This is a genomic window from Streptomyces sp. NPDC034043 (assembly GCF_055575675.1).
The window spans coordinates 1-25,185 of record NZ_JBVISF010000003.1; the positions used below are offsets into that span (position 1 = coordinate 1).

General features: G+C 72.4%; 28 protein-coding genes and 1 pseudogene. 11 read left to right on the forward strand and 18 right to left on the reverse strand.

All coding sequences use genetic code 11. The features are described from left to right. From ACZ51S_RS08385 to ACZ51S_RS08415, 7 genes and pseudogenes are all read right to left on the reverse strand, one after another. Positions 1–392 (reverse strand): annotated as a pseudogene (locus ACZ51S_RS08385) (hypothetical protein); the annotation flags it as partial. Then, positions 389–769: a DUF6507 family protein gene (locus ACZ51S_RS08390; RefSeq protein WP_468476210.1), complete on the reverse strand. Its 381-nt coding sequence runs from the start codon at positions 767–769 to the stop codon at positions 389–391. The gene ACZ51S_RS08390 and the pseudogene ACZ51S_RS08385, both read right to left, overlap by 4 nt. Before the next feature lie 70 nt (positions 770–839). Beyond that, positions 840–1,148, reverse strand: a complete 309-nt coding sequence (locus ACZ51S_RS08395; protein WP_468476211.1) for a pore-forming ESAT-6 family protein — start codon at positions 1,146–1,148, stop codon at positions 840–842. Positions 1,149–1,167: 19 nt separating this feature from the next. Next, positions 1,168–1,500, reverse strand: a complete 333-nt coding sequence (locus ACZ51S_RS08400) for a hypothetical protein (protein WP_468476212.1) — start codon at positions 1,498–1,500, stop codon at positions 1,168–1,170. Between the two features lie 38 nt (positions 1,501–1,538). Further along, a complete protein-coding gene (locus ACZ51S_RS08405) occupies positions 1,539–2,390 on the reverse strand; it encodes a hypothetical protein (protein ID WP_468476213.1) in 852 nt (283 codons plus the stop codon). 1 nt (position 2,391) lies between these two features. After that, positions 2,392–3,768, reverse strand: coding sequence for a PH domain-containing protein (locus ACZ51S_RS08410; protein WP_468887196.1), 1,377 nt, complete (start codon positions 3,766–3,768; stop codon positions 2,392–2,394). Beyond that, on the reverse strand, positions 3,765–4,256 hold the full coding sequence (locus ACZ51S_RS08415; protein WP_468476215.1) for a PH domain-containing protein: 492 nt from the start codon (positions 4,254–4,256) through the stop codon (positions 3,765–3,767). Before ACZ51S_RS08415 ends, ACZ51S_RS08410 begins: the two co-directional genes overlap by 4 nt. Before the next feature lie 31 nt (positions 4,257–4,287). Between ACZ51S_RS08415 and ACZ51S_RS08420 the strand changes: the two genes are divergently transcribed. The 4 genes from ACZ51S_RS08420 (at position 4,288) to ACZ51S_RS08435 (ending at position 7,080) form a co-directional block, all read left to right on the forward strand. Further along, positions 4,288–5,430, forward strand: coding sequence for an NADH-quinone oxidoreductase subunit D (locus tag ACZ51S_RS08420; RefSeq protein ID WP_388933650.1), 1,143 nt, complete (start codon positions 4,288–4,290; stop codon positions 5,428–5,430). Positions 5,431–5,521: 91 nt separating this feature from the next. Next, positions 5,522–6,394 (forward strand): arylamine N-acetyltransferase family protein, encoded by an 873-nt coding sequence (locus ACZ51S_RS08425; protein ID WP_468476216.1) that lies wholly within the window; start codon positions 5,522–5,524, stop codon positions 6,392–6,394. A 37-nt stretch (positions 6,395–6,431) separates the two neighbouring features. After that, positions 6,432–6,647, forward strand: coding sequence for a hypothetical protein (locus ACZ51S_RS08430; protein ID WP_382637860.1), 216 nt, complete (start codon positions 6,432–6,434; stop codon positions 6,645–6,647). 100 nt (positions 6,648–6,747) lie between these two features. Continuing rightward, positions 6,748–7,080, forward strand: a complete 333-nt coding sequence (locus tag ACZ51S_RS08435; protein ID WP_468801151.1) for a hypothetical protein — start codon at positions 6,748–6,750, stop codon at positions 7,078–7,080. A 150-nt stretch (positions 7,081–7,230) separates the two neighbouring features. Here ACZ51S_RS08435 and ACZ51S_RS08440 read toward each other — a convergent pair whose 3' ends face one another. The 4 genes from ACZ51S_RS08440 to ACZ51S_RS08455 all read right to left on the reverse strand — a co-directional run bounded on the left by ACZ51S_RS08440 (position 7,231) and on the right by ACZ51S_RS08455 (position 10,743). After that, entirely contained in the window at positions 7,231–8,238 is a 1,008-nt protein-coding gene (locus ACZ51S_RS08440) for a hypothetical protein (RefSeq protein ID WP_468476218.1), read from the reverse strand. A gap of 95 nt (positions 8,239–8,333) precedes the next feature. Further along, a complete protein-coding gene (locus ACZ51S_RS08445) occupies positions 8,334–9,317 on the reverse strand; it encodes an ABC transporter substrate-binding protein (RefSeq protein ID WP_468476219.1) in 984 nt (327 codons plus the stop codon). A gap of 63 nt (positions 9,318–9,380) precedes the next feature. Further along, positions 9,381–10,046, reverse strand: coding sequence for an ABC transporter permease (locus ACZ51S_RS08450; protein ID WP_468476220.1), 666 nt, complete (start codon positions 10,044–10,046; stop codon positions 9,381–9,383). 4 nt (positions 10,047–10,050) lie between these two features. Continuing rightward, on the reverse strand, positions 10,051–10,743 hold the full coding sequence (locus ACZ51S_RS08455) for an ABC transporter permease (RefSeq protein WP_388933734.1): 693 nt from the start codon (positions 10,741–10,743) through the stop codon (positions 10,051–10,053). 160 nt (positions 10,744–10,903) lie between these two features. Between ACZ51S_RS08455 and ACZ51S_RS08460 the strand changes: the two genes are divergently transcribed. After that, a complete protein-coding gene (locus ACZ51S_RS08460) occupies positions 10,904–11,866 on the forward strand; it encodes an ABC transporter ATP-binding protein (RefSeq protein WP_468476221.1) in 963 nt (320 codons plus the stop codon). A 92-nt stretch (positions 11,867–11,958) separates the two neighbouring features. On the opposite strand, the gene ACZ51S_RS08465 is transcribed toward ACZ51S_RS08460, so the two are convergent. Then, entirely contained in the window at positions 11,959–13,068 is a 1,110-nt protein-coding gene (locus ACZ51S_RS08465; protein ID WP_388933630.1) for an alpha/beta hydrolase, read from the reverse strand. Between the two features lie 152 nt (positions 13,069–13,220). On the opposite strand from ACZ51S_RS08465, the gene ACZ51S_RS08470 reads away from it, so the two are divergent. The 6 genes from ACZ51S_RS08470 to ACZ51S_RS08495 all read left to right on the forward strand — a co-directional run bounded on the left by ACZ51S_RS08470 (position 13,221) and on the right by ACZ51S_RS08495 (position 18,790). Further along, entirely contained in the window at positions 13,221–15,074 is a 1,854-nt protein-coding gene (locus ACZ51S_RS08470) for a phosphatidylglycerol lysyltransferase domain-containing protein (RefSeq protein ID WP_468476222.1), read from the forward strand. Positions 15,075–15,805: 731 nt separating this feature from the next. Next, complete coding sequence (gene folP / locus ACZ51S_RS08475; RefSeq protein ID WP_468960233.1) at positions 15,806–16,678, forward strand: dihydropteroate synthase; 873 nt, start codon at positions 15,806–15,808, stop codon at positions 16,676–16,678. A 58-nt stretch (positions 16,679–16,736) separates the two neighbouring features. Further along, positions 16,737–17,165: a nuclear transport factor 2 family protein gene (locus ACZ51S_RS08480; protein WP_468960559.1), complete on the forward strand. Its 429-nt coding sequence runs from the start codon at positions 16,737–16,739 to the stop codon at positions 17,163–17,165. A 131-nt stretch (positions 17,166–17,296) separates the two neighbouring features. Further along, positions 17,297–17,656 carry a dihydroneopterin aldolase gene (folB, locus tag ACZ51S_RS08485; protein ID WP_030010912.1) on the forward strand — a complete coding sequence of 120 codons (360 nt, stop codon included), beginning with the start codon at positions 17,297–17,299 and terminating at the stop codon, positions 17,654–17,656. Continuing rightward, a complete protein-coding gene (folK, locus tag ACZ51S_RS08490) occupies positions 17,653–18,261 on the forward strand; it encodes a 2-amino-4-hydroxy-6-hydroxymethyldihydropteridine diphosphokinase (RefSeq protein WP_468960236.1) in 609 nt (202 codons plus the stop codon). Before folB ends, folK begins: the two co-directional genes overlap by 4 nt. Before the next feature lie 43 nt (positions 18,262–18,304). Beyond that, positions 18,305–18,790, forward strand: coding sequence for a DUF3180 domain-containing protein (locus ACZ51S_RS08495; protein ID WP_388933612.1), 486 nt, complete (start codon positions 18,305–18,307; stop codon positions 18,788–18,790). Between the two features lie 10 nt (positions 18,791–18,800). Here ACZ51S_RS08495 and ACZ51S_RS08500 read toward each other — a convergent pair whose 3' ends face one another. The 6 genes from ACZ51S_RS08500 to ACZ51S_RS08525 all read right to left on the reverse strand — a co-directional run bounded on the left by ACZ51S_RS08500 (position 18,801) and on the right by ACZ51S_RS08525 (position 25,130). Further along, positions 18,801–19,175: a hypothetical protein gene (locus ACZ51S_RS08500; protein ID WP_468960239.1), complete on the reverse strand. Its 375-nt coding sequence runs from the start codon at positions 19,173–19,175 to the stop codon at positions 18,801–18,803. 4 nt (positions 19,176–19,179) lie between these two features. After that, positions 19,180–19,788: a GTP cyclohydrolase I FolE gene (gene folE, locus ACZ51S_RS08505; protein ID WP_388933607.1), complete on the reverse strand. Its 609-nt coding sequence runs from the start codon at positions 19,786–19,788 to the stop codon at positions 19,180–19,182. Between the two features lie 96 nt (positions 19,789–19,884). Continuing rightward, a complete protein-coding gene (gene ftsH / locus ACZ51S_RS08510; protein WP_388933605.1) occupies positions 19,885–21,924 on the reverse strand; it encodes an ATP-dependent zinc metalloprotease FtsH in 2,040 nt (679 codons plus the stop codon). Positions 21,925–22,130: 206 nt separating this feature from the next. Further along, positions 22,131–22,691, reverse strand: coding sequence for a hypoxanthine phosphoribosyltransferase (gene hpt, locus ACZ51S_RS08515; protein WP_007264874.1), 561 nt, complete (start codon positions 22,689–22,691; stop codon positions 22,131–22,133). A 65-nt stretch (positions 22,692–22,756) separates the two neighbouring features. Next, positions 22,757–23,788, reverse strand: coding sequence for a tRNA lysidine(34) synthetase TilS (tilS, locus tag ACZ51S_RS08520; RefSeq protein ID WP_468476225.1), 1,032 nt, complete (start codon positions 23,786–23,788; stop codon positions 22,757–22,759). Positions 23,789–23,984: 196 nt separating this feature from the next. Next, on the reverse strand, positions 23,985–25,130 hold the full coding sequence (locus ACZ51S_RS08525; RefSeq protein WP_468476226.1) for a zinc-dependent metalloprotease: 1,146 nt from the start codon (positions 25,128–25,130) through the stop codon (positions 23,985–23,987). Between the last annotated feature and the right edge of the window lie 55 nt (positions 25,131–25,185).

Sequence of the window (25,185 nt, forward strand, 5' to 3'; positions counted from 1 at the left end):
TTCTCATCGATCTTGTCCCCGTCGTCCTTCCAGTGCTCATCCCCACTGATCTTGTTCGAGAACGCGGTCGCCTTCGCCTGCAACTCCTTCAGGCGCGCCACGATCGGACGCGCCTCGGTCACGTACTCGCCCAGCGCCTTCGCCGCCGACTCCAGCTGATCCGCGAAGAAATCACTGTCCGTCTTCACCGGCTTCGTCGTCGCGAACAGCTGCGCCGCCTCAGGAGCCGAATAGAACGCCGACAGGCCCTGGAACTCGCTGTCCACGTTCGAACCGGCATCACGGAACGTCCCCGCCGCCGCCGCGATCGCCGTACGGTCCTGCTCCAGCGCGTCCAGATCACCCGTGAACTGCGGAATCGTGCACGGATTGATCGGTACGTGGTCGGTCACTTCTGACCCGCCCCCGGGAGGTCGACCTTCGGTTCCTTCAGGGCCTCGCGCTGCGCGTTCTGCGCCTGCTCGATGTTGCCCTGCACGTACGCCGTCGTGGCCTTGACGACGCCGTTGATCGAGGCCTCCGTACGGGCGCCGATGTACGAGAGACGGTATTCGTGGGATTTCATGAGCTCACCCAGCGCGCCGGCGATCGGGCCCATGCCGCCGCCCTCGCCGCCGGTGCCGCCGCCCGGCGTGACCGTGCCCGCGTGCTTCGCCGCCTCCGGCAGCTCCGTCTGGAGCGTCTTGCCCGCCTTCTGGAAGCCCTCCGCGGCGGTGATCGTCTTGTTGACGACCCCCTGCACGCCGGACGGCTTGATGTCCCAGTCCATGCCCTACCCCCGTGTCCTTCGCGTCCCTCTTCGCGTCCCTCGTCGCGTCCCGCGTCCGTCCGGCCCGGCGTCAGCCGATGGCGTCGACGGCCGCCCTGGCCCTCGCCAGCGTGGCCTGCGCGGTCGCGTCGTTCTGCTCCAGCGTCGTGCGGACGAGGCGGATGATGTCGCGCACCTCGTTCGCCGCCTTGTTCCAGCGGACTTCCTTGCCGTGGTAGTCGTCCGAGACGCCGTCGGCCGTGAACTCGGCCATCGCCGCCTTCACCGCGGCGTCACGGTCGCCGAGCACCCGCTCCAGCTGGCCGATGATCCCGCCGAGTCCGCCCTGGACCTCCACGGAGGCGGCGATGTCGTACGAGGTGCGGTCCTGGTTAGCCATGTCTCACAGTCCCCCGGTGTCAGCGCGCGCCGAAGCGCGCGGCGTCGAAGTTGGCGGAGCCCATGTTCTGGTGGGCGTTGTCGCCCTGCTCCTGGTCACCGGTGGTGAACGAGGTGTCCATCCCGGCCTGACCGCCGAGGATGGCCCGCAGGGATCCGTTCAGCTCGGCGGTGATCGCGTCGGAGCGCCGCTTGAACGAGTCGAACGCGGTCCGGCCGACGCCGTTGAACTTGCCCTCCAGCGGGTCCGCCGCGGCGATCAGCAGCTTGATCAGCGTGCCGAGGTCGTCGCTGGAACCGGTCGTGGCCTTGCCCAGCTCGGACAGCGTCGTGCTGCCCATGTCGAACTTCATTCACCCACCCCTGACGTGTTGTGCCGTCATTTGCGTGCCTACCTGTCTACCGAAGGGACGTTGCGAACACAAACACGGTTTCGTCCGGCCTTGGCGTCTGGCCGGAAATCGCCGCGCTCCGGTCCCCGTTGCCCCAGGACCTTCCGTACGTAGTCGTCCCCCGCGTCCCACAGCCAGGCTGCCAGGGCCCGGCCGGCCGGGCCCTGGCAGCGGGAGACGGGGCCGGCGGCGTGCCGGAGGGCGCGGCCGGAGGGTGCGTCGCCCAGGAGCCGCCGCAGCAGCTCCACGGCCGGTGCCTCGTCCACGAGGGTCACCGCGCCCGCGAGGCCGACGAGTTGGGTCTCCACATCGAAGCGGAAGCGCTCGCCGGCCCGCATCCGGGCGAGGCCCCGCTCGACGGCGGCACGGATCACGGGCAGGCAGTCCCGTACGTCCCGCGCGTCCAGGCAGTCGCCCAGCCGGTTGTCGAAGCCCTCCCGGTCGGCGAGCCCGACCAGGGCGCGGAGGGTCTCGGTGCGCAGTGCCGAGGTGCCCTTCTCCTCGGCCAACTCGCGGCTGGCGACGGCGGCTTCGCAGAAGAGGCCGTAGCTGCGGTCCACCGAGAACCAGCGGTCGACGGACCAGTCGTACCAGAAGGCGGCGCGGGGGTCGGTCGTGGCGGCCCGGACCACGGCCTCGTACCCGGCGGGCTCCGCCCAGTGGACCAGGGCGACGAGGGCCATGAGGCGTTCGCCGCCGGTCGCGGCCGGGTCGCCGACGAGGGCGGTGAGGCCGGGGACGCGGTCGCGGTGGGCGGGACGGTCCTCGCCCTCCCAGATCACCTCGTAGGGGTCGTCGGTGGGGGCGCCGTCGAAATCCGTGCCCAGCAGCCGCTCGTAGGCCGTCGCCATGTCAGGTCATCCATCGGTCGGGGCGGGCCGCCGCGCGGGAGGTGCGGGAGCGGACCGCCTGGTCGTGCAGCAGGTCGCGGGCCTCGGCGGCGGCGCGCAGCCGGGCGGTGACGGTCTGGTTCGCGCCGGTGTCCACGTGCAGGTCGGCCAGCCCCCGGGCGCGTTCCCAGGGGCCCTGGGAGCGGCGCACGCTCTGCACCTTCGCATGCGGAACGATCTCCGTACGCCGGCACAGGCGCCCGCGCCGGGCCGCGAAGACCTCCTCCGAGACGGCCAGGCCGTACCCCTTCCACCACACCGGCACCACCCACCGCGAGCCGGTGCGCGGGGAGGGGCTGAACTCCAGGCCCGCCGGGTCCGCTCCCGGCAGCACGCGGGCGATGAGGGCGTGGGCGGCGGCGCGGGTGGCCACCGGCACCAGCACCCCGTTCCCGGAGCCCGCCACGGCCAGCTCCACCCGGACCCAGCCGAGCCGCCGCCACAGCAGCGGCTCCACGATGCGTACGGTCTGCACGCGCCCCGGCGGGACGGTCTCGTGGGCCCGGTCCAGCAGCCCGTGGTCCAGGCGCAGCCCGTCGGGGGACTCGGCGACGGTCCAGCCGTACCCGGCGAGGAAGCGGCCGAGGCTGCCGGTCCACACCGCGCCGAGCAGCGGGACCAGGATGACCACCGCCGCCCAGGCGCTGTCGCTGAGCCGCCACACCGCCAGCGGGGCGACGAGCCCGGCGGCGAGCGCCGCCCACACGTCGAGGCTGAGCAGCAGGGAGGCCACCAGGTCCCGTACGGACACGCGCAGCAGCTCGCGCGCGGGGGCCTGGCCGACGGCGACGGCTTCGGCGGGCGCGAAGCCCGCCGCCCGCGCCAGCAGCTCGGCGCGCAGGGCGACGGCGTCGCGTTCGTCGAGGAAGGCGAGCTCGTCCTTCTCCTCGGTGCCGACGACGTCGAGGCGGAGTTTGGCGACCCCGGCCAGCCGGGCCAGCATCGGGCGGGTCACGTCCACGGCCTGGAGGCGGTCGAGGCGGATGTGGGCGGTGCGGCGGAAGAGCAGGCCGGTGCGGATGCGCAGCTCGGTGTCGGTGACGGCGTAGTGGGTGAACCACCAGCTGAGGAAGCCGTACGTGCCGAAGACGAGGACCAGCCCGGCCACCACGAGCAGCCGCACGGCGGGGGTGAGGCCGGTGATCCACTCCTGGACGCGGTCGCCCTGCTGGACGAGGACACCGGCGGTGGCGGCGATCGGCACCCATGCGCGGCGCAGCGGGGTCAGCACGTGCAGCCGCCGCTCACCGCTCCCCCGCGGGGCGGGGGTGCCGGGGGGCGTCGCGGAAGCCGGCGGCGGGGCGTCCCCGTCCGGGGTTCCCGCGGAGGGGCCGGTCACAGGCCCGCCGACCTGGCTTCGCCGAGCGCCGTCAGGCGGTCGCGGAGGCGTTCCGCCTCGGCGGGGGCCAGGCCCGGGATCTTGGCGTCCGTCGCGGCGGCCGCCGTGTGGAGCTGGACCGAGGCCAGGCCGAAGCGGCGCTCCAGCGGGCCCGAGGTCACCTCCACCAGCTGCATCCGCCCGTACGGGACCACCGTCTCCTCCCGCCACAGCACCCCCCGGCTGATCAGCAGGTCGTCCGCCCGCTCCGCGTACCGCCAGGACCGCCAGTTCCGCCCCACCAGCACCCACCCCCAGCCCAGGACCGCGAGCCAGAACGCCCCGCAGGCCGCCCACCCCGGCCCGAACGCCAGACCCAGCGACACGCCCGTGGCCGCCGTCAGCGGCACCGTCCAGATCACCAGCAGCAGCCGCCTGATCCGGCGCAGTCCGCCCGGCAGGCCCACCCACCGCGGACGGCCCGTCTCACCCTGCGTCCCCGTATCCATGTGCCCACCCTAGGACTGAGACAATGCGCCCATGACGGAGACCACGGTCGGCATCGGCGGTGCGGCGGAGAGCACCGACATGGTGCTCAACATCGGACCCCAGCACCCTTCCACCCACGGCGTGCTGCGCCTGCGGCTCGTCCTGGACGGCGAGCGCATCGCCAGCGCCGAGCCGGTGGTCGGCTACATGCACCGGGGTGCCGAGAAGCTCTTCGAGGCCCGCGACTACCGGCAGATCGTGATGCTCGCGAACCGCCACGACTGGCTGTCCGCGTTCTCCAACGAGCTCGGCGTGGTCATGGCCGTCGAGCGGATGCTCGGCATGGAGGTCCCCGAGCGCGCGGTGTGGATGCGTACGCTCCTCGCCGAGCTGAACCGGGTCCTGAACCACCTGATGTTCCTCGGGTCGTACCCCCTCGAACTGGGCGGAATCACCCCGATCTTCCACGCGTTCCGCGAGCGCGAGGAGCTCCAGGCCGTCATGGAGGAGATCTCCGGCGGCCGCATGCACTACATGTTCAACCGCGTCGGCGGCCTCAAGGAGGACCTCCCCGCCGGCTGGCTCGGCCGGGCCCGCGCCGCCATCGCCGACGTCCGCACCCGCATGGACGTCTACGACAAGCTGGTCCACGGCAACGAGATCTTCCGCGCCCGCACCCGCGGCGTCGGCGTCCTGTCCCCCGAGGCGGTGCACGCGTACGGGGTCTCCGGCCCGATCGCCCGCGCCTCCGGCGTCGACTTCGACCTGCGCCGCGACGAGCCGTACCTCGCGTACGGCGAGCTGGCCGACGTACTGAAGGTCGTCACCCGCACCGAGGGCGACTGCCTGGCCCGCTTCGAGGTGCTGCTCGACCAGACGCACAACGCCCTCGACCTGGCCGTGGCCTGCCTGGACCGGATGGCCGAGCTGCCGCCCGGGCCGGTCAACCAGCGGCTGCCGAAGGTCCTGAAGGCGCCCGAGGGCAGCACGTACGCCTGGACGGAGAACCCGCTCGGCATCAACGGCTACTACCTGGTCTCGAAGGGCGAGAAGACCCCGTACCGGCTGAAACTGCGCAGCGCTTCCTTCAACAACATCCAGGCGCTGGCGGTGCTGCTGCCGGGGCAGCTGGTCGCGGACATGGTGTCGATCCTGGGCTCGCTCTTCTTCGTGGTCGGCGACATCGACAAGTAGCCGGGACCGCCCGCTTCCGCTCCTCGCCCGACCTGACGGTCCGGCGGAGGGCGGCCGGGGCGGTGTCGGTGGGGCGCCCTAGGGTGCCCCCATGACCACTGGTACGTACACGGACTACCTGCGCAGGATCGGCATCACCGCTCCCGGCGCTCCCTCCGCGGGAAGGCTGTTCGCGCTCCAGCGCGCCCACCTGGAGCACGTCGCCTACGACAACCTCGACATCCACGCGGGCCGGCCGCCGGGTATAGACCCGGCGCTGTCGGTGCGGCGGCTGGGCGCGGGTTTCGGCGGTTACTGCTTCCACCTCAACGGCGCTTTCGCCGCGCTCCTGGAACACCTGGGGTACGACGTGACCCGCCACCTCGGCGGCGTCGAGGACGATGCCGCCTCGCGCGTGGTCAACGGGCAGCACCTGACCTTGACGGTCCGCGTGGACGGGGAGGCGTACTGGGTGGACGCCGGGCTCGGCGACGGCCCGTACGAGCCGCTGCCGCTGCGCGAGGGCTCGTACGAGCAGGGCGGCTTCCGCTACGCACTGGAGCGGCTGGAGCCCCTGGAGGGCGAGGGCCCGGGCTGGAGCTTCCTGTCCCCCGCCAGCAGCACGCCGCGGGTCAACTTCCGCGACGCGCCCGCCACGACGGCCGACTTCCAGGAGACGCACACCTGGCTGGCGACCTCCCCGGAATCCCCCTTCGTACGGACGCTCGCGCTGCTCCGGCGCGACGCCGACGGCATCGACGTCATGCGCGGCCGCGTCCTGACCCGGATCTCCGCCGGGAAGGAGACCGGCCGGCGTGAAGTGGCCGGGCAGCGGGAGTTCTTCGAGACCGTGGCGGGCACCTTCCGGCGGAGCCTCGACGACCTGACGGCCGCCGACCGGGACGCCCTGTGGGCCCGGGTCGACGAGACGCACCGGGCGTGGCTGGCGTCCAGGGCGGCGGCGGAGGCCCCGGCGGCCTCCTGACGGCTTCGGTGTCGGTGCGGCAGGGCAGACTGGGGGCATGTCCCACTCCCCCCGACGGGCCTGCCCCGCCTGCGGCCGCGACTGCGCGGTGACGGCCGGCCGGATCGCCCGCCACGACCCTCCGGCCGGGCGCGGCCGGGGCGACCTGGTGTCCTGCCCCGGCTCCCGGGCCCGCGTGGTGCTCGGCGCCTCGGCCCCGACCCTGGACGGCTTCGTCCTCGGGCCGCATCCGGGCCAGCTGCCGCTGTTCTGAGCCACCGGGCCGTCGCCGTACCGGGTACTGGGTACGGGGCCGGGGCGTCTGAGTACGCGTACGGATCCCCGCGCCCGGCCCGCCGCGCCAGGATGGCCGCATGACCTGGAGCCCTCAGCCCCCGACCGTCGCCGCGCCCCCGTCCGCCGGGGTGGGGCGGACGCGCGTGCACGCGCTGATCGCCGCCGCGTTGTTCCTGCCCGCGCTGGTGGTGGCGAAGATCCTGGTGCTGTCCACCGAGACGGGTGGCCGCTGCCTGATGTACGGCGGCTGCGCGCCCTTCCCCGGGGTCCTCTTCCTGGTGCTGTGCGGTGCGGCGGCGGTGGCGATGGTGCTGGCCCTGGCCGCGCCGGAGCGGCTGCGTGGCTGGGCTCTGGGCGCGCAGCTGGTGCTGGAGCCGGCCGCGGCGGGGCTGGTGCTCGTCTTCCCCTGAGCCCGGCCGGCCTGCCGGGCCCGACGCGACCCCGCGGGTTGTGCACAGGCTGTGGAAAATCCGTTCGGCCGGGCACCCTCAGCGGGTGCCCGGCCGAACGGTCAGTGCGGAGCGGTCAGGACGGAGCGGTCAGGGCCGAACGGTCAGGGCCTACGAGATCGCGGTGCGGAGCCGGACCACGTCGATGGGCTCGGTCTCGTCGTGCGCCGTCAGGTCGATGACCTGGCCCATCGCCTCCTGTTCGGGGGTGGCCGCCTTGAACTCCGGCTCCGCTCCGCCGCCCGCGGTCTCCGCCTTGTGGACGGCGAGGGCCTCGGCGCCGACCACGTCGGCCAGGTCCTCGTTCTGCACGGACTCGATCACGGCGCGGGCCTGCGCGGCGTTCTTGGTGCCGAAGAAGTCGAAGCCGCCCTCGACGCGGGAGGCGGTGCGGCGCTGGGCCGCGTACGGGGCCACGGCCGCGGCCGGCCGGCGGGCCGCGACGGCCGCCGCCGCCGGGGCGGGAGCGGCGGGCCGGGTGTGCGCGACGGCCGTGGCGGGGGCGGCGGGGGCCGGGGGAGCGGCGGCGGACCGTTCCTGCGCCTTGCGCGCCAGGGCCGACATCGCGGCGTGCGCCCGGGCGTAGCCGACCGGGGTGGGCGCGCCGGCGCCGGTGCGTTCCTCGGAGACCGCCGGGAGCTCCTTGGGGCCCGCCGGGGCCGAGGCGGCCTCGATGGCGAGCAGCCGGCGCTTCTCCAGGGCGCTGGCGCGCTCGGTCTCGGCGGTCGCGTACCGGCGCAGCAGCGCGGCGTGCTCCCCGCGCAGGCCCGCCAGTTCGACGCGCTTGGCGCGCAGCTTGGCGTCGAGCCGGGCGCGCAGCAGGCGGGCTTCCTCGAGGTCGGACTCGAGCGCGGCTATCCGCTCGTCGGTCTTCCACTCGTCCTTGACCCGCTCGCGGGCCAGCTCCGCCACCCGGCGGCCGGCCGCCCGGTCCCAGGAGCGCATGAGGACGGCACCGCCGACGCCCGCGGCGGCCGTGAGGGCCACGAGCAGGCGCAGTGCGAGGGGTTCCGCCAGCAGCCACGCCGCGCCGGCGCCGGCCACGGAAACCCCGGCGACGGCCGCCGGCGTGAGAAGTCGGTGCAGGGGCTCGGGATTGCGGTGACGTCCACGGGGCATGGCCTGAAATTTACAGGGCGTGGGCGGCGTGTGGGGTACCCGCCCGGCAATCCGTTCCCGGGCAGCTACCCCACAATTGGCGAACAAACACGGAACTATTGCTTCCGCAGAAGGCCCTTGGAGTCGAGATAGGACTTGGCGACGTCCGACGGCTTCGCCCGCTCCGCGTCCACCTTGCGGTTCAGCTCGACGAGGTCGGCGGTCGTCAGCACCTTGGTCAGCCCGTCGAGGGCGGCCGCGACCTCAGGGGCCCCGGCGTCCTTGGCGTTGACGACCGGCAGCACGTTGTCGGCGTTCTGGAGCTTCTTGTCGTCCTCCAGCAGGACCAGGCCGTAGCCGTCGAGGGTGGCGTCGGTGGTGGTGGTCAGCACCAGCTGGTCCACCCCGTCCTTGACGGCCTGTTTGGCCTGCGGGGTGCCGACTCCCTTGGGGTCGATGCCGGAAACCTGGATTCCGTACGCCTTCTCCAACCCCGGGGCGCAGAAGGGCCGCACCGCGCATTCGTCACCCGCCGCGATCTTCACCCTCAGCCCCGACTTTCCAAGATCGGAAAGGGACTTGAGGTTGTTCTTCCGCGCGAATTCCCGGCTCACCGCGAAGGCGTTCTGGTCGACCGCCGCGCCCGCCGGCAGCACCTTCAGCCCGAGCGGCTGCGCGAGCTTCTCCAGTGCCGCCACCGTCGCCGCCGCGTCACTGGAGGCGACCGGCTTCTCCTTGGGCGCGTTCGGGCCGTTCACCTTGGCGTTGAGGAACTCCGCGAGCGTGGCCGCGTACTCCGGGACGACGTCGATCTCGCCCTTCTCCAGCGACGGCTCGTACAGCTCCCGGTTGTTGACGGTGGTGATGGAGGCGTCGTAGCCGGCGCCCCTCAGCAGCTGCGCGTACAGCTCGGCCAGCACGTTGGACTCGGTGAAGCCCGCCGCTCCCACCACCAGCCTGCCCTTGCCGCCCCCGGCCGGCGCCGCGGAGGAGCCGCCGTCCTTGGACGTCTCCAGGCTCTCGCCCCCGCAGGCGGCGAGCGAGACGGTCAGGGCCACCGCGCCCAGGGTCGCGCCGAGGATGCGCGTGGACTTGCTCATCATGCTCCTTAGGAATCGGGGAAGGGCCGCGGGCCGGGAGGGCCGCGGCACGGCGGCCGCGCCTCAGCGTGACGGGACCCGCGGCAGCAGCCGGTCCGCCGCCACCAGGAAGCCCTCCACCACCAGGGCCAGCAGGGCCACCAGCACGGCGCCCGCCACCACCTGCGGGGTGTCGTACGTGTTGAAGCCGGCGGTGATGATCCGGCCCAGGCCGCCCTGGCCGACCATCGCCGCGATCGTGGCGGTGGCGATGACCTGCACGGCACCGGAGCGCAGCCCCGTCATCACCAGCGGCCGCGCGAGCGGGAGTTCCACCCGCAGGAAGAGCTGGCGGCCGGACATGCCCATGCCCCGGGCCGCCTCGACCACCGCGCGGTCCACCTCCCGCATGCCGACGTACGCGTTGGTCAGCAGCGGCGGCACCGCGAACAGCACGAGCGCGGCGATGGTCGGGACGTAGCCCGCGCTGCGCAGCGGCGAGACCATGAACAGGGCCAGCACCGCGAACACCGGTACCGCCCGCCCCGCGTTGGAGACGTTCACCGCGAGCGTGCCGCCCTTGCCGAGGTGGCCGAGCCACAGCCCGACCGGCAGGGCCACCGCACAGGCGATGGCCAGGGCGATCCCGCTGACGTAGACGTGCTCCCCGAGCCGGTGCCACACCCCGGCCTCCCCGGACCAGTTGGCCCCGTCGGCCAGCCAGTCCCAGGCCCGCCCCATCACGCCCATGCCCTCACGCCCCCTCGGCCTTCGCGGGACGGCCGGGGCGCGTCCACGGGGTCAGCAGCCGCTGCACGCCGAGCAGCAGCAGGTCGGCGGCGAGCGCGAGCAGCACGCACAGCACCGAGGCGGTGAGCACCTGGGCCTTGAAGGAACTGTTCACGGCGGGAGCGATCAGGTTGCCCAGGCCGCCCTTGCCGACGATGGAGCCGACGGTGGTCAGCGCCACGGTCGACACGGTGGCGATCCGGACCCCGGCGAGCAGCGCCGGCAGTGCCAGCGGGAGTTCGACCTGCCACAGCAGCCGGGCCGGGCCGTAGCCCATCCCGCGCGCGGCTTCGCGTACGTCCTCGGGGACGGCCTCCAGGCCGGCCAGGACGTTGCGGACCAGGATCGTCAGCGAGTACAGGACCAGGCCCGTCACCACGAGCGCCGCCGACAGCCCGAAGAAGGGCAGCAGCAGCGAGAACATGGCGAGCGAGGGGATCGTGTACAGCAGGGTCGTCAGGCCCAGCACGGGGGCCGCCCAGCGGCGGCCGCGGCGGGCCAGCAGCGCGAGCGGCACGGCCACGGCGACACCGATGAGCACCGACACGGCGGTGATCCAGACGTGCTCGGCCGTGGCGTCGGCGAGTTCCGCGGAGCGGGAGCTGACGTACTCCCAGCAGATCCAGTCGTTCGCCACCAGGCAGCCCTGCCCGGCCATGCCGCCCACCCCCTTCTCCTCGCACGCGTGTGCCGGAGACCGGCCCTCGAGCGACCATAACCCCCGGTGCCCGTGCTGGCCGGAATCATTCGCACAGTCGCAACACTCCCCTGACGAACCCTTCGCCCATCCGGGCGGACCGCTGGGGGAGGATGGCGGGGTGATCCGATTCGAGCGAGTGACCAAGCGGTACCCCGACGGGACGACGGCCGTGGAGGACCTGTCCTTCGAGGTCGCGGAGGGCGAGCTGGTGACGCTGGTGGGCCCGTCCGGCTGCGGCAAGACGACCACGATGAAGATGGTCAACCGGCTGATCGAGCCGACCTCGGGACGGATCCTGCTGAACGGCGAGGACATCGCGGCCGCCGACCCGGTCGAGCTGCGCCGCCGCATCGGCTACGTCATCCAGCAGGTCGGGCTGTTCCCGCACAGGACGGTGCTGGAGAACACGGCGACCGTGCCGCAGCTGATCGGTACCCCGAAGGCGAGGGCCCGCGCCCGCGCGGCCGAACTGCTCGAACTCGTGGGGCTGGATCCGGCCGTCTACGGGGGCCGGTACCCGCAGCAGCTGTCGGGCGGGCAGCGCCAGCGCGTCGGCGTGGCCCGCGCCCTCGCGGCGGACCCGCCGGTCCTGCTGATGGACGAGCCGTTCGGCGCGGTGGACCCGGTGGTGCGCGAACGGCTGCAGAACGAGTTCCTGGCCCTCCAGCGGACCGTCCGCAAGACGATCCTGCTCGTCACGCACGACCTGGAGGAGGCCGTCCGGCTCGGCGACCGGATCGCGGTCTACGGGGAGGGCACCATCGAGCAGTTCGCCCGCCCGGCCGCCGTGCTCGCCGCGCCCGCCAGCGCGTACGTCGCCTCGTTCGTCGGCGCCGACCGGGGACTCAAGCGGCTCGCCGTCACCCCGGTCGCAGCGGCCGACGTGACGGCCGCCGAGGGCCCGGCCCCCGCCACCTCGGTGCCCCTGGGGGCGTCGCTGCGCGAGGCCCTCGCCGCCCTGCTCCAGGAGGACTCGGGCCGGATCGGCGTCACCGACCCGGACTCCGGCGCGCTGGCCGGCGTACTGACCCCCGCCGGCGTCCACCGGGCGCTGCGCCGGGCCGGCCACCAGGACGCCTGACACCCCGGACCCGTGACCCGGAACCCCCGCGGACGCGCGAAGGGCCCGGCCGGAGCCGGGCCCTTCACGTACGTCCTGTCACCGCGCGCGGCTCAGGCCTGGATCCGGCCGCTCAGCCACACCAGCATCGGCGGGATCTCGCGGCGCCAGGTGTTGAAGTTGTGGCCGCCGCTGTCGAGGATGATCGAGGAGACCCGGTCCGGGCCCTTGACCAGCTTGATGAACTTCTTGGTGTCGTTCAGGTTGTCCTCGCCCTTCTCGCTGGTCGTGACCAGGAAGGACGTACCGGTCGGCTTCTTGGCCTGGAGGCTCTGGAGGACGTCCGCGCGGGCCTTCAGCTTGTCGTCGCCGTGGAACAGGTCACCGGTCGTCGCGTCGTCCGCCGCCTTGTAGTACGCGGACAGGCCCACGCCCGCACCGAAGGTCTGCGGGTGGTGCGCGGCGATCTTCAGGGCGCAGTAGCCGCCCGTCGAGTTCCCGATGAAGCCCATGTTCTCCGCCTTCTTGCCCACCCGGAAGGTGGACTGGATGGCCTGCGGCAGGTCCTTCGCGAAGAACGTCTCGGTCTGCGGGCCATCGGGTATGTCCACGCACTCGGTGTCGCGCGGCGGCGCGATGGTCGGGCGCAGCATGACCAGGATCATCGGCTTCATCTTGCCCGCCTTGGCCTGCTTGAAGGCCGTCATCGGGTAGTTCAGCCCTTTGATCAGGTTCTCGGCGGTGCCCGGGTAGCCGGTCAGCACGATCGACGCCGGGAAGTTCTGGTCCTTGTACTGCGGCTGGAAGTACTCCGGCGGCAGCCAGACGTAGCCGGGGCTCGTTATCTTCGACTTCTGGCCCGTGATGGAGACCTTCAGGATCTGGCCGCCGACCTGGGGCTTGCCCCCGCCGGGCACGTCCAGCTTCTGCTTGTCGACGACCTTGATGTCCTTGCTGCTCATCGAGTGGTCGACGACCTTGCCGACGGCGGTCTCCTGGCCGAAGAGGTCGGCCCACGATCCGTAGAAGAGGAACGACTTGTTCGCCGCGAGCCCGACTGCCGAGAACAGCGCCAGCTGGGTCGCGAGCAGCAGGCCGATCCGGCTGAGAACCGCGCGCACGCCGCGCCCCGAGAGCTTCGGCCAGGCCCAGACCGTGACCGCGAACAGGGCCACGCCCGCGATGATGGCCAGGACCAGAACCGTATTACTGGTGAGACCCATGAGCAGTCAGTCGACTTTCTGATGGCAGGACTGGATTTTTCCGACGGAAGAGTGAACCCGCTCCCCACGGATGTCGTCCTAATGGACGCACCACACTCCGGAGGCTGTCACGGCCTTCGGCCACATGATCTCTCGCGGAGCAACGGGAAGCGATGTCTAGCAGGATAGATGGCGATAAGTCGGGACAGGTTCCGAGTACGGTCCGGCGAATCTTCCGCGGACCACGGCCGGAGTCGGTGCCCGGTCTCGTAGGTACGGCCGTCATGATCGTCGGCCTTCTGGACATCGCGGCGGGCGTCTTCCCGCGATTCCGCCACAGCCGGATCCACGCGGTCACCGAGGTGCTGCCCGGTTCCCTGGGCCCCTTCGCCGCGGCCCTGTCCATCAGCGCGGGCGTGCTCATCCTGCTCCTCGCGCACGGTCTCAAGCGCCGCAAGCGGCGGGCCTGGCGGGCCGCCGTCATCCTGCTGCCCGCCGGCGCCGTCGCACAGTTCGCGTACCGCCACTCCGTCATCGGCGTGGTCATCTCGGCCGTCCTCCTCGCGCTGCTGGTGCGCCACCAGGGTGAATTCAAGGCCCTGCCGGACCCGCGCAGCCGCTGGAAGGCCCTGGCCAACTTCGTCCTGATGAGCGCCGGCTCCATCGGGCTGGGCCTGGTCATCGTCAACGTGCACCCGGGCAAGGTCGTCGGCCGCCCCAGCCTGTACGAACAGATCACCCACGTCGTCTACGGCCTCTTCGGCTTCGAGGGCCCTGTCGACTACGCCGGCCGGGTCTCCTGGACCGTCGGGTACTCCCTCGGCGCCCTCGGCATGCTGACCGCCGTCACCACCATCTACCTGGCCTTCCGCCCCGAGCACCCGGCCGCCCGGCTCACCTCCGACGACGAGGCGAAGCTGCGCGAGCTGCTCACCAAGCACGGCGGCCGCGACTCCCTCGGCCACTTCGCGCTCCGCCGCGACAAGGCCGTCGTCTTCTCCCCCAGCGGCAAGGCCGCCGTCACCTACCGCGTGGTCTCCGGCGTGATGCTCGCCTCCGGCGACCCGGTCGGCGACGTCGAGGCCTGGCCCGGCGCCATCGAGCGGTTCATGGAGGAGGCCAAGGCCCACTCCTGGACCCCCGCCGTCGTGGGCTGCAGCGAGACCGGCGGCGAGGTCTGGACCCGCGAGACCGGCCTGGACGCCCTGGAGCTCGGTGACGAGGCCATCGTCGACGTCAAAGACTTCTCCCTGTCGGGCCGCCCGATGCGCAACGTCCGCCAGATGGTCAAGCGCATCGAGCGCAACGGCTACACCACCAAGGTCCGCCGGGTCAGCGAGCTCACCGAGGAGGAGCTGACGGCCGTACGCGGCGCCGCGGAGGCCTGGCGCGGCACCGACACCGAGCGCGGCTTCTCCATGGCCCTGGGCCGCGTCGGCGACCCGGGCGACGGCGACTGCATCATCGCCACCGCGCACCGCGTGGAGGAGGGCGACAGCAGCCCCTTCGGCGACCTCAAGGCCATCCAGCACTTCGTGCCGTGGGGCAAGGACGGCATGTCGCTGGAGATGATGCGCCGCGACCGGGGCGCCGACCCCGGCATGAACGAACTGCTGATCGTCGCCTCCCTCCAGCAGGCCCCCGAGCTGGGCATCGAGAAGGTCTCCCTGAACTTCGCGATGTTCCGCTCGGCCCTCGCCCGCGGTGAGAAGATCGGCGCCGGACCGGTCCTGCGGGCCTGGCGCGGGCTGCTGGTCTTCCTCTCGCGCTGGTTCCAGATCGAGTCGCTGTACAAGTTCAACGAGAAGTTCCGCCCCCGCTGGGAGCCGCGCTTCATGGTCTTCCGGCACAACCGCGACCTGCCGCGCATCGGCTTCGCCGTGATGCAGGCCGAGGGCTTCGTGACGCTGGCGCTGCCGCGCCTGTTCGCCAGCCGCCGCCGCCCCAAGCCGGTCCGCACCTGCGCCCACACCATCCACCCGGCGAAGGTCCCGTCCCAGCAGGAACGCGAGGTCCAGATGGCGTAGCCCCTCGCACCGGCGCCCGTCCCTGCTGGGCGCCGCTACGCCGGACTCCGTCCGGGGTGGTCCGTGTGGGGCCAGGGGTTGGGGCCGGTGGTCCGCCCGGCGGGTGGTGCCGCTGCGCGGAGCGGTCCCCCACCCACCCTTCCACCGTTCCCCGGGCTCTGCCCGGACCGCGCCTCAAACGCCGGCGGGGCTGGATTTCCAGCCCCGCCGGCGTTCGACGTTCCCAGCCCCGCCGACGTTCGCGCCTCCCCAGCCCCGCCCGCGTCCGGCCTTCCCGGGCCCGCTGGCGTCCGGCCTTCCCAGCCCCGCGCGTTCGAGCCTTCCCGGCCCCGCCGGCGAGCGGCCTTCCCGGCCCCGCCGACGTTCGGGCCTTCCCGGCCCCGCCCGCGTCCGGCCTTCCCGGCCCCGCCGGCGTCCGGCCTTCCGGGCTCCGCCCGCGTTCGAGCCTTGCCAGCCCCGCCGGCGTTTGAGGCGCGGGGGTCTGGGGGCGGAGCCCCCAGGAGACGGGGTCCGGGGCGCAGCCCCGGGGAACGGGGGAAGGGCGGGGAGGGGCCGCCCCGCGGAGCGGCCCCCACCCGCAGACGACCACCGGCCCCGGCCGCACCCCCGCCCGGCTCCGCCGGACGGAGTCCGAGGCAGCGGCGCGTGAGGAGGCGCGGCCGGCCACGGCCGACCGGCGCGTGGAGAAGGGGCAAGCGCCCGGCCAGGGCAGGGGCTCTACCCTGGAGCCCATGAACAGCAACCTCGGGCCGGCCCCCAGGGGCAACGTCACAGGGCTGCCCGACTGGGACCGCTGCGCGGTCATGGGCGTCGTCAACGTCACCCCGGACTCCTTCTCCGACGGCGGCCGGTGGTTCGACACCACCGCCGCCGTGAAGCGCGGCCTCGAGCTCGTCGCCCAGGGCGCCGACCTCGTCGACGTCGGCGGCGAGTCCACCCGCCCCGGCGCCTCCCGCGTCGACGCCGACGAAGAGCTCCGCCGCGTCGTCCCCGTCGTGCGGGGCCTGGCCTCCGAGGGGGTCACCGTCTCCGTCGACACCATGCGCGCGGCCGTCGCCGCCCAGGCCGTGGCGGCCGGCGCCGCCCTCGTCAACGACGTCAGCGGCGGCCTCGCCGACCCCGGGATGGTTCCCGCCGTCGCCGCCGCCGAGGTCCCCTTCGTGGTGATGCACTGGCGCGGCTTCAGCGACGGCATGAACCGCCTCGCCGTCTACGACGACGTCCTCGCGGAAGTCACCGCCGAGCTCCGCACGCGCATCGACGCCGTCGTCTCCGGCGGCATCGCCCCCGAGCGGCTCGTCGTCGACCCGGGCCTGGGCTTCGCCAAGAACGCCGAGCACGACCTGGCCCTGGTCGCCCGCCTCCCCGAGCTGCGGGCCCTCGGCTTCCCCCTCCTCGTCGCCGCGTCCCGCAAGCGCTTCCTCGGCCGGGTCCTGGCCGCCACCCCCGACGCCGCCCCGCCGCCGGCCCGCGAGCGGGACGCGGCCACCGCCGCCGTCTCGGCCATCGCCGCGCACCAGGGTGCCTGGGCCGTACGGGTGCACGAAGTACGGGCGACCGCCGACGCGGTTCGGGTGGCCCGCGCCGTGGAAGGGGCTCTGTGACCCGCCGGACGTACACCCGCCGGACGTACAGGGAAGGGGCACGGTGAGCCGTACCGACATGGAAGCCGTGGAAGAGGCCAACACGGCCTTCTACGCGGCCATGGAGCAGGGGGACTTCGACACGCTGTCGGCGCTCTGGCTCGAGGACGAGATCTCCTGCGTCCACCCCGGGTGGCCGGTGCTCTCGGGGCGGGGCGAGGTGCTGCGCTCGTACGCGCTGATCATGTCCAACACCGAGTACATCCAGTTCTTCCTGACGGACACCAAGGTGGCCCTCATAGGCGACACCGCCCTGGTCACCTGCACCGAGAACATCCTCAGCGGGGGCCCGGCCGAGCAGGCCGGGGAGCTGGGTCCGCTGGTGGGCCAGCTGGTCGTCGCCACGAATGTGTTCCGACGCACACCGGAGGGGTGGCGCCTGTGGTCCCACCACGGTTCTCCGGTGCTCACGGACTCCGATGACGAGGAAGAAGAGGCCTCCGGCTGACCCCAAGGGCGGGACCCGGGGTTCGTCGCAGGTAAATTCGAAGGTGGACGACGCCGACCGCACTCGGCGTAGGCCCATGGCCCCGGGGAGTCCCGGGACCGGAAGAACCTACGAAAGCAGGAGTGATTCGCGTGGATCGTGTCGCGCTGCGCGGCCTCAAGGCTCGCGGGCACCACGGCGTCTTCCCCCGGGAGCGCGAGGAGGGCCAGACCTTCATCGTCGACCTCGTGCTGCACCTGGACACCCGCCCGGCGGCGGCCGGGGACGACCTGGCCAAGACCGTGCACTACGGGGTCGTCGCGGAGGAGGTCGTGGACGTGGTCCAGGGCGAGCCCGTGGACCTGATCGAGACCCTCGCCGAGCGGATCGCCCAGCAGTGCCTCAAGCACGAGGCCGTGGCGCAGGTGGAGGTCGTCGTGCACAAGCCGGACGCGCCGATCACCGTCCCGTTCGACGACGTGACCATCACGATCACCCGGAGCCGCGCATGAACAACGGACTGAACGCCCAGAGCGACCCCACGGTCCAGCCCGTGCCCGCCTCCGTCGTCGAGACGGTCGACGCGGCGGACGTCACCCTTTCGAACCCCAAGTGGGCCGTCATCGCGCTCGGCGCGAACCTCGGCAACCGCCTGGACACCCTCCAGGGCGCCATCGACGCCCTCGGGGACACCCCGGGGCTGCGGGTCAAGGCCGTCTCCCCCGTCTACGAGACGGAGCCGTGGGGCGTCGAGCCCGGCTCGCAGCCCTCGTACCTGAACGCCGTCGTCGCGCTGAAGACCACCCTGCCGCCCTCGTCGCTGCTGGAGCGGGCCCACGCCATCGAGGAGGCCTTCGACCGGGTCCGCGAGGAGCGCTGGGGGCCGCGCACGATCGACGTCGACATCGTCACGTACGCCGACGTGGTCTCCGACGACCCCGTGCTGACCCTCCCGCACCCCCGGGCGCACCTGAGGTCCTTCGTGCTGGCCCCCTGGCACGACATCGACGCCGGGGCCCAGCTCCCGGGCCGCGGCCCCGTCGCGGAGCTGCTGGCCGCGATCGGGCTCACCGGTGTCACGGCGCGCCGCGACCTGGAACTCCGCCTGCCGGAATAGCCGTTAGCTTGTGCGGTACCAGTCACCGAGTGGGGATGTGCAAGTGAAGCAACTGAGGCCGGCGGTCCTGGCGGGCATCTTCGCGAGCGCCGGTGTGCTGTCCTGGGCGGGCGCCCGCCTGTGGAACGCGTACGGCACCCTGCCGGGCGTCCCGCTGGCCGCGCCGATCGTGCTGGCGGTGATCGCCGCCGTGCTGCTGGCGACGGCCCTGTCGATGCGCGCCCGCCTGAAGGCCCAGCGCGAGCGCCGGCCGGGGGCCAAGGGCGTGGAGCCGCTGATGGCGGCCCGGGCCGTGGTCTTCGGCCAGGCGAGCGCCCTGGTCGCGGCCCTGGTGGCGGGCATGTACGGCGGCGTCGGCGTCTTCCTGCTGACGGATGCCCTGGACGTCCCCGCCCGCCGCGACCAGGCCTGGTACGCGGGCGGTTCGGTCCTCGCGGGGGCCGCCGTGGTGGCCGCCGCGCTCTTCCTGGAGCACGTCCTGAAGCTCCCCGAGGACGACGACCCGGGCAAGGCCCCGGCCACCGCCTGACCCCGGGGGCTCACTCGTGGCGGTCCCCCAGCCACTCCCAGAGCGGACGCGGCCCGGGGCCGCGGTCCTCCCAGTCGCAGAACTGGAGGTCCGCCAGGCCGCCCTCGGAGGCGAACAGGGTCGCCTCGCCGTCGTAGCCGCCGTCCGGGCCGAGCAGGGAGGCCCCGGCGACGGGCCCGAAGCGCCGGCCCGTCGGCGCGGCCGCCACCGCCGTGGTGTCCACCCGCAGGTACACGCAGGGACAGGCGCAGCCGCCGGCCCGCATCTCGGTGTACGGGATCTGTGCCCGCAGGGCCCGGTGGACGTCGGACCCGCCGTCGAGCAGCAGCTCCAGGGTGCGCCGTACGTCCTCGCTCAGCGGCTCCCAGACGGCGGGTTCCACCACCGGTTCAGCGCGCCATGATCAGGCTCATGGCCTCGTTGCGGGTCGCGGGGTCGCGCAGCTGCCCGCGGACCGCCGAGGTGATGGTCTTCGCGCCGGGCTTGCGGACGCCGCGCATGGTCATGCACATGTGCTCGCACTCGATGACCACGATGCAGCCGCGCGGGTCCAGGATCTCCATCAGGGAGTCCGCGATCTGCGTGGTCAGCCGCTCCTGGACCTGGGGGCGGCGGGCGTACACGTCCACGAGGCGGGCCAGCTTGGACAGTCCGGTGATCTTGCCGTCGGTGGACGGGATGTAACCGACGTGGGCCACGCCGTGGAAGGGGACCAGGTGGTGCTCGCAGGAGCTCATGACCTCGATGTCCTTCACCAGGACCATCTCGTCGTGGCCGAGGTCGAACGTCGTGGTCAGGACCTCTTCGGGCTTCTGGTAGAGGCCGGCGAATATCTCCCTGTACGCCCGCGCCACGCGCGCCGGGGTCTCCAGGAGGCCTTCCCGGTCCGGGTCCTCGCCGACCGCGATCAGGAGCTCTCGGACGGCCGCCTCGGCGCGCTTCTCGTCGAACTCGCCGATCGTGCCCTCGCCACCGGTCAGGGTCACTGGGTCGGTCATCTCATCCTCGTTCCTGTGCGCACGCGCGGCCCTCGTGCAAATGTGCCGCGCCCCCCAGGCTAGAACCTGGGGGGCGCGGCTTCCATTCCGGGTGGGTCAGGCTTCGGGGCGGTCCTCCGGGGCCACCTCGATGCCCTTCTCCGTCGAGACCGGCGCGGCGGCGGCCGCGGCCGCCGAGGTGCCGTTCGCGGCGTTCGTCAGCTGGAGCTCCTTGGGCGAGAGCACCGGCGGACGGGTGGAGGGGGTACGGCGGGAGGAACCGGTCCACGCCGGGCGGGCCGGACGCTTCACGATCGTGGAGAAGATCTCCGCGATCTCCTCCTTGCCCAGCGTCTCCTTCTCCAGGAGCGCGAGGACGAGGTTGTCCAGGACGTCCCGGTTCTCGACCAGGATCTCCCAGGCCTCGTTGTGCGCGGTCTCGATGAGCTTCTTGACCTCTTCGTCGACCAGCGCCGCGACCTCTTCCGAGTAGTCCCGCGGGTGCGACATCTCGCGGCCCAGGAACGGCTCGGTGTTGTCCCCGCCGAACTTGATGGCGCCGAGGCGCTCGGTCATGCCGTACTGGGTGACCATCGCGCGGGCCGTCGCCGTGGCCTTCTCGATGTCGTTCGCGGCGCCGGTGGTCGGGTCGTGGAAGACCAGTTCCTCCGCCGCGCGCCCGCCCAGCATGTAGGCGAGCTGGTCGAGCATCTCGTTGCGCGTGGTCGAGTACTTGTCCTCGTCGGGCAGGACCATGGTGTAGCCCAGGGCCCGGCCGCGGGACAGGATCGTGATCTTGTGGACCGGGTCGGAGTTCGGGGAGGCCGCCGCGACCAGGGCGTGTCCGCCCTCGTGGTACGCGGTGATCTTCTTTTCCTTGTCCGACATGATCCGGGTCCGCTTCTGCGGGCCCGCCACGACGCGGTCGATCGCCTCGTCCAGCATGTGGTTGTCGATCAGCTTCTTGTCCGAGCGGGCGGTGAGCAGGGCCGCCTCGTTCAGCACGTTGGACAGATCGGCACCCGTGAAGCCGGGGGTGCGGCGGGCGACGGCCGAGAGGTCGACGTCCGGGGCGATCGGCTTGCCCTTCTGGTGGACCTTGAGGATCTCCAGACGGCCCTGCATGTCGGGACGGTCGACCGCGATCTGGCGGTCGAAGCGGCCCGGGCGCAGCAGCGCCGGGTCGAGGATGTCGGGGCGGTTCGTGGCGGCGATCAGGATGACGCCGCCCTTCACGTCGAAGCCGTCCATCTCGACCAGCAGCTGGTTGAGGGTCTGCTCGCGCTCGTCGTGGCCGCCACCGAGACCCGCACCGCGGTGCCGGCCGACGGCGTCGATCTCGTCGACGAAGACGATCGCCGGCGCGTTGGCCTTGGCCTGCTCGAACAGGTCGCGGACACGCGAGGCACCGACACCGACGAACATCTCGACGAAGTCGGAACCGGAGATCGAGTAGAAGGGAACGCCGGCTTCGCCCGCGACGGCACGCGCGAGCAGGGTCTTGCCGGTGCCGGGCGGGCCGTAGAGCAGCACACCCTTGGGGATCTTGGCGCCGACGGCCTGGAACTTCGCCGGCTCCTGGAGGAACTCCTTGATCTCGTGGAGTTCCTCGACGGCCTCGTCCGAGCCCGCGACGTCGGCGAACGTCGTCTTCGGGGTGTCCTTGGTGATGAGCTTCGCCTTGGACTTGCCGAAGTTCATGACCCGGGAGCCGCCGCCCTGCATCTGGTTCATCAGGAACAGGAAGACGACGACGATGAGGACGAAGGGCAGGAGCGAGAGCAGCACGCTCAGGAACGGGCTGGTCTTGTCCGGCGTGACGGAGTAGCCGTCCGGGATCTGACCGGCTTCGAACTTGGTCTGGAGGTTCTGGGCGAGCTGGACGCCCTGATCCCCGATGTAGTTGGCCTGGAACTTGGTGCCGCTGTTGTTGTCGAGCTTCTGGCCCTTCTTCAGCTCGATCTTGATCATCTGGCTGTCACCGGTGGTCAGCTTGGCGCTGTCCACCTGGCCACTGTTGATCGCCTTGATGACCTCGCTGGTCTCCACCGACTTGTAGCCGCCGCCGGAGCCGACGACGTTCATCAACACGACCACGGCGAGGACGGCCAGCACGATCCACATGACCGGCCCACGGAAGTATCGCTTCACGTCCATCCATACGGGGTGCCGGGCACCCCGTCCCTCCTGCCCGTAGGTAAATGCTGCTGTGAGTAAAGACTGTTCTTCGGAATGTACCCCTGAATTGTCACCCGCGGCCTCGTGGGACGGCTGACAGACCCGCCTTCCCAAGCTCCAACGTCGGAAGCCGCCCCCGGGTTCCCCGGGGGCGCCGCCGGTGACGACGTCCGCGAAGGACGGGGTCAGCCGCCGTAGACGTGCGGGGCGAGCGTGCCGACGAACGGCAGGTTGCGGTACTTCTCCGCGTAGTCGAGGCCGTAGCCGACGACGAACTCGTTCGGGATGTCGAAGCCGACCCACTCGACGTCGATGGCGACCTTCGCGGCCTCGGGCTTGCGCAGCAGCGTGACGACCTTCAGGGAGGCCGGCTGGCGGGAGCCCAGGTTCGACAGCAGCCAGGACAGGGTCAGGCCGGAGTCGATGATGTCCTCGACGATCAGGACGTGCTTGTCCTTGATGTCGGTGTCGAGGTCCTTCAGGATCCGCACCACGCCCGAGGACTGGGTCCCGGCGCCGTACGAGGACACCGCCATCCAGTCCATGGTGAGCGGGGTGGACAAGGCGCGCGCCAGGTCCGCCATCACCATCACGGCGCCCTTGAGCACACCGACGATGAGCAGGTCCTTGCCCGCGTACTCCGCGTCGATCTTCGCGGCCAGCTCGGCCAGCTTCGCGTCGATCTCTTCCTTGGTGATGAGCACCGACTGGAGGTCGTTGCCCATGTCCTTCTCGTCCACCCGCATCACTTTCGTTGTCGGCCGGGGCTCCGGGGGTGCCCCCGGAGGACTCAGCCGTGTTTCAGCACCAATCAGCCCTGCCGGATGACAAGTCTGCCACCCTGCCGCTGGGCCTCGACGCGGCCGGGCAGGTTGATGGCGCCCTGGCCCCGCCATCCGGTGATGAGGCGGTCGACTTCCTCGATGTGCCGGGCGAAGAGCGAGCCGGCGGGGGAGCCCGCCGCGACCACGGCCCGGCGCAGCACCCGGCGGCGGACGGCCGGGGGCAGCGCGTACAGCTTGGCGCACTCCAGGCGGCCGTCCTCGTCGCGCACCCCCGCCTCGGCGTCGGCGGCCCAGGCGTCGAGGGCGTCGGCGTCGTCCCGGGAGAGCTGGGCGGTGCGGGCGAGCGCTTCCACGACTCCCTTGCCGAGCGCCTTCTCGAGGGCGGGCAGTCCCTCGTGGCGCAGCCGGGAGCGGGTGTAGGCGGGGTCGATGTTGTGCGGGTCGTCCCAGACGGGCAGCGACTGGACCATGCAGGCCTTGCGTGCGGTCTGCCGGTCGATCTGGAGGAAGGGGCGCCGGTAGCGGTGGGTGCGGCCGGGGCCTCCGCTGACTTCGGCCATGCCGGACAGCGAGCGGATGCCGGAGCCGCGGGCGAGGCCCAGCAGGACGGTTTCCGCCTGGTCGTCGCGGGTGTGGCCGAGCAGCACGGCGCAGGCTCCCAGCCGGTCCGCGGCCTCGTCCAGGGCGGCGTAGCGGGCGTCGCGGGCGGCGGCCTCGGGTCCGCCTTCGCGGCCGACGCGCACGGCGACGGACTCCACCGGGTCGAGGCGGAGCGCGGTCATGCGGGTGACGACCTCCGCGGCGCGCAGGTCGGAGCCGGCCTGGAGGCCGTGGTCGACGGTGATGCCGCCGGCCCGGATGCCGAGCTTGGGGGCCTCGAAGGCGAGGGCGGAGGCGAGCGCCATCGAGTCCGCGCCGCCGGAGCAGGCGACGAGGACCAGCGGCGTGGTGCCTGCCGTGGCGCGGGGGGAGGGACTGTCGGTGAGGCCGGTGAGGACGTCGTGGAGTACGCGGCGGACCGCCAGGCGTATCGCCGCGACCGCAGGATGGGGACCCATGTCCGGTGCCCTTCGTGGAGTTCGGATGCTCGGAGGCTTCGGGTGTTGCGCGGGGAAGATGCGGAATGTCACTCAGAGTGCGTCGATGGTGACAGAACCGAGCCGTTCCCCGAGCATCGCACGCCCTTCCACGCCTCACGGTCCCTCGGAAGGGTGATGCTGCTTCCCCCAGTGAGACATGTTTACGCCTCGGGCTTCATCCTTCTTCGCTCCCCGCGCCCCCCTTGCGGTGGACGCGGGCCACCCAGTCCGCGGGGCGGGCGATCTCGGCCTTGGTGGGCAGGGTGTTCGGCGAGGTCCACACCCGGTTGAAGCCGTCCATGCCGACCTGGCCGACGACGGCCCGTACGAAGCGCTCGCCGTCGCGGTACTGGCGCAGCTTGGCGTCGAGGCCGAGCAGCTTGCGCAGGGCGACGTCGAGGCGGCCCGCGCCGCTGGCCCGGCGCTGCTGGAACTTCTCGCGGATCTCGGCGACGGAGGGGACCACCTCGGGTCCGACCCCGTCCATGACGAAGTCGGCGTGCCCCTCCAGCAGGGACATGACGGCGGTGAGCCGGGCGAGCACCTCGCGCTGTTCGGGGGTCTGGACGAGTTCCACCAGGGAGGGGGCCTCGTCGCCCCGCTCGCCCTCGGCGCGGGCTCCGGCGAAGGACTGGACGGCCTCGCGCAGCCGCTCCAGGACGGCTCCGGGCTCCATCTCGGTGGCGGCGAGGAAGGTCTGGATCTCGCCCTCCAGGTGGGCGCGCAGCCAGGGCACCGCCGTGAACTGGGTGCGGTGCGTCTCCTCGTGCAGGCACACCCAGAGCCGGAAGTCGTGCGGGTCCACTTCGAGCTCGCGCTCCACGTGGACGATGTTCGGCGCGACGAGCAGCAGCCGGCCGCCGGTGGCGGCGCCGCCCGGCAGGTCGGGGCCGGCGGGCGCGAAGGTCTCGTACTGGCCGAGCACCCGGGAGGCCAGGAAGCTGAGCAGCATGCCCAGCTCGACCCCGGTGACCTTGCCGCCGACCGCGCCGATGACGGCGCCGCCGGGGGTGGCGGAGCGCCGGTCCTGCATCTTGCCGAGGAGCGGGCCGAGCAGTTCGCGGAAGCCCGCGACGTTGGCCCTGACCCAGCCGGCCCGGTCGACGACGAGGACGGGGGTGTCGGGGAGGGGCGAGCCCTCGGGGATCATCCGGGTGAACGCGCGCACGTGCTCCTCGGAGGTCCTGGCGTGCCGGCGGAGCTCCGCCACCACGGCCCGGGCCTCGTCGCGGCTGACCTCGGGACCCGGCCGTACGAGCCGGGTCGCGGTCGCCACCGCGAGGTTCCAGTCGACCATCTCCGCACCACCGATGCTCGTCATGCGTCAACCGTACGTGGACCCGCGCCGCGGCGGACCCCCCTCCGCGGCCCGATGC

What these genes read in the sequence shown, in the direction of transcription:
- ACZ51S_RS08390 (WP_468476210.1), bottom strand. Translation starts at nt 769, where the DNA reads ATGGACTGGGACATCAAGCCGTCCGGCGTGCAGGGGGTCGTCAACAAG.
- ACZ51S_RS08395 (WP_468476211.1), bottom strand. Translation starts at nt 1,148, where the DNA reads ATGGCTAACCAGGACCGCACCTCGTACGACATCGCCGCCTCCGTGGAG.
- ACZ51S_RS08400 (WP_468476212.1), bottom strand. Translation starts at nt 1,500, where the DNA reads ATGAAGTTCGACATGGGCAGCACGACGCTGTCCGAGCTGGGCAAGGCC.
- ACZ51S_RS08405 (WP_468476213.1), bottom strand. Translation starts at nt 2,390, where the DNA reads ATGGCGACGGCCTACGAGCGGCTGCTGGGCACGGATTTCGACGGCGCC.
- ACZ51S_RS08415 (WP_468476215.1), bottom strand. Translation starts at nt 4,256, where the DNA reads ATGGATACGGGGACGCAGGGTGAGACGGGCCGTCCGCGGTGGGTGGGC.
- ACZ51S_RS08420 (WP_388933650.1), top strand. Translation starts at nt 4,288, where the DNA reads ATGACGGAGACCACGGTCGGCATCGGCGGTGCGGCGGAGAGCACCGAC.
- ACZ51S_RS08425 (WP_468476216.1), top strand. Translation starts at nt 5,522, where the DNA reads ATGACCACTGGTACGTACACGGACTACCTGCGCAGGATCGGCATCACC.
- ACZ51S_RS08430 (WP_382637860.1), top strand. Translation starts at nt 6,432, where the DNA reads ATGTCCCACTCCCCCCGACGGGCCTGCCCCGCCTGCGGCCGCGACTGC.
- ACZ51S_RS08435 (WP_468801151.1), top strand. Translation starts at nt 6,748, where the DNA reads ATGACCTGGAGCCCTCAGCCCCCGACCGTCGCCGCGCCCCCGTCCGCC.
- ACZ51S_RS08440 (WP_468476218.1), bottom strand. Translation starts at nt 8,238, where the DNA reads ATGCCCCGTGGACGTCACCGCAATCCCGAGCCCCTGCACCGACTTCTC.
- ACZ51S_RS08445 (WP_468476219.1), bottom strand. Translation starts at nt 9,317, where the DNA reads ATGAGCAAGTCCACGCGCATCCTCGGCGCGACCCTGGGCGCGGTGGCC.
- ACZ51S_RS08450 (WP_468476220.1), bottom strand. Translation starts at nt 10,046, where the DNA reads ATGGGCGTGATGGGGCGGGCCTGGGACTGGCTGGCCGACGGGGCCAAC.
- ACZ51S_RS08455 (WP_388933734.1), bottom strand. Translation starts at nt 10,743, where the DNA reads ATGGCCGGGCAGGGCTGCCTGGTGGCGAACGACTGGATCTGCTGGGAG.
- ACZ51S_RS08465 (WP_388933630.1), bottom strand. Translation starts at nt 13,068, where the DNA reads ATGGGTCTCACCAGTAATACGGTTCTGGTCCTGGCCATCATCGCGGGC.
- ACZ51S_RS08470 (WP_468476222.1), top strand. Translation starts at nt 13,221, where the DNA reads ATGTCTAGCAGGATAGATGGCGATAAGTCGGGACAGGTTCCGAGTACG.
- folP (WP_468960233.1), top strand. Translation starts at nt 15,806, where the DNA reads ATGAACAGCAACCTCGGGCCGGCCCCCAGGGGCAACGTCACAGGGCTG.
- ACZ51S_RS08480 (WP_468960559.1), top strand. Translation starts at nt 16,737, where the DNA reads ATGGAAGCCGTGGAAGAGGCCAACACGGCCTTCTACGCGGCCATGGAG.
- folK (WP_468960236.1), top strand. Translation starts at nt 17,653, where the DNA reads ATGAACAACGGACTGAACGCCCAGAGCGACCCCACGGTCCAGCCCGTG.
- folE (WP_388933607.1), bottom strand. Translation starts at nt 19,788, where the DNA reads ATGACCGACCCAGTGACCCTGACCGGTGGCGAGGGCACGATCGGCGAG.
- ftsH (WP_388933605.1), bottom strand. Translation starts at nt 21,924, where the DNA reads ATGGACGTGAAGCGATACTTCCGTGGGCCGGTCATGTGGATCGTGCTG.
- hpt (WP_007264874.1), bottom strand. Translation starts at nt 22,691, where the DNA reads ATGCGGGTGGACGAGAAGGACATGGGCAACGACCTCCAGTCGGTGCTC.
- tilS (WP_468476225.1), bottom strand. Translation starts at nt 23,788, where the DNA reads ATGGGTCCCCATCCTGCGGTCGCGGCGATACGCCTGGCGGTCCGCCGC.
- ACZ51S_RS08525 (WP_468476226.1), bottom strand. Translation starts at nt 25,130, where the DNA reads ATGACGAGCATCGGTGGTGCGGAGATGGTCGACTGGAACCTCGCGGTG.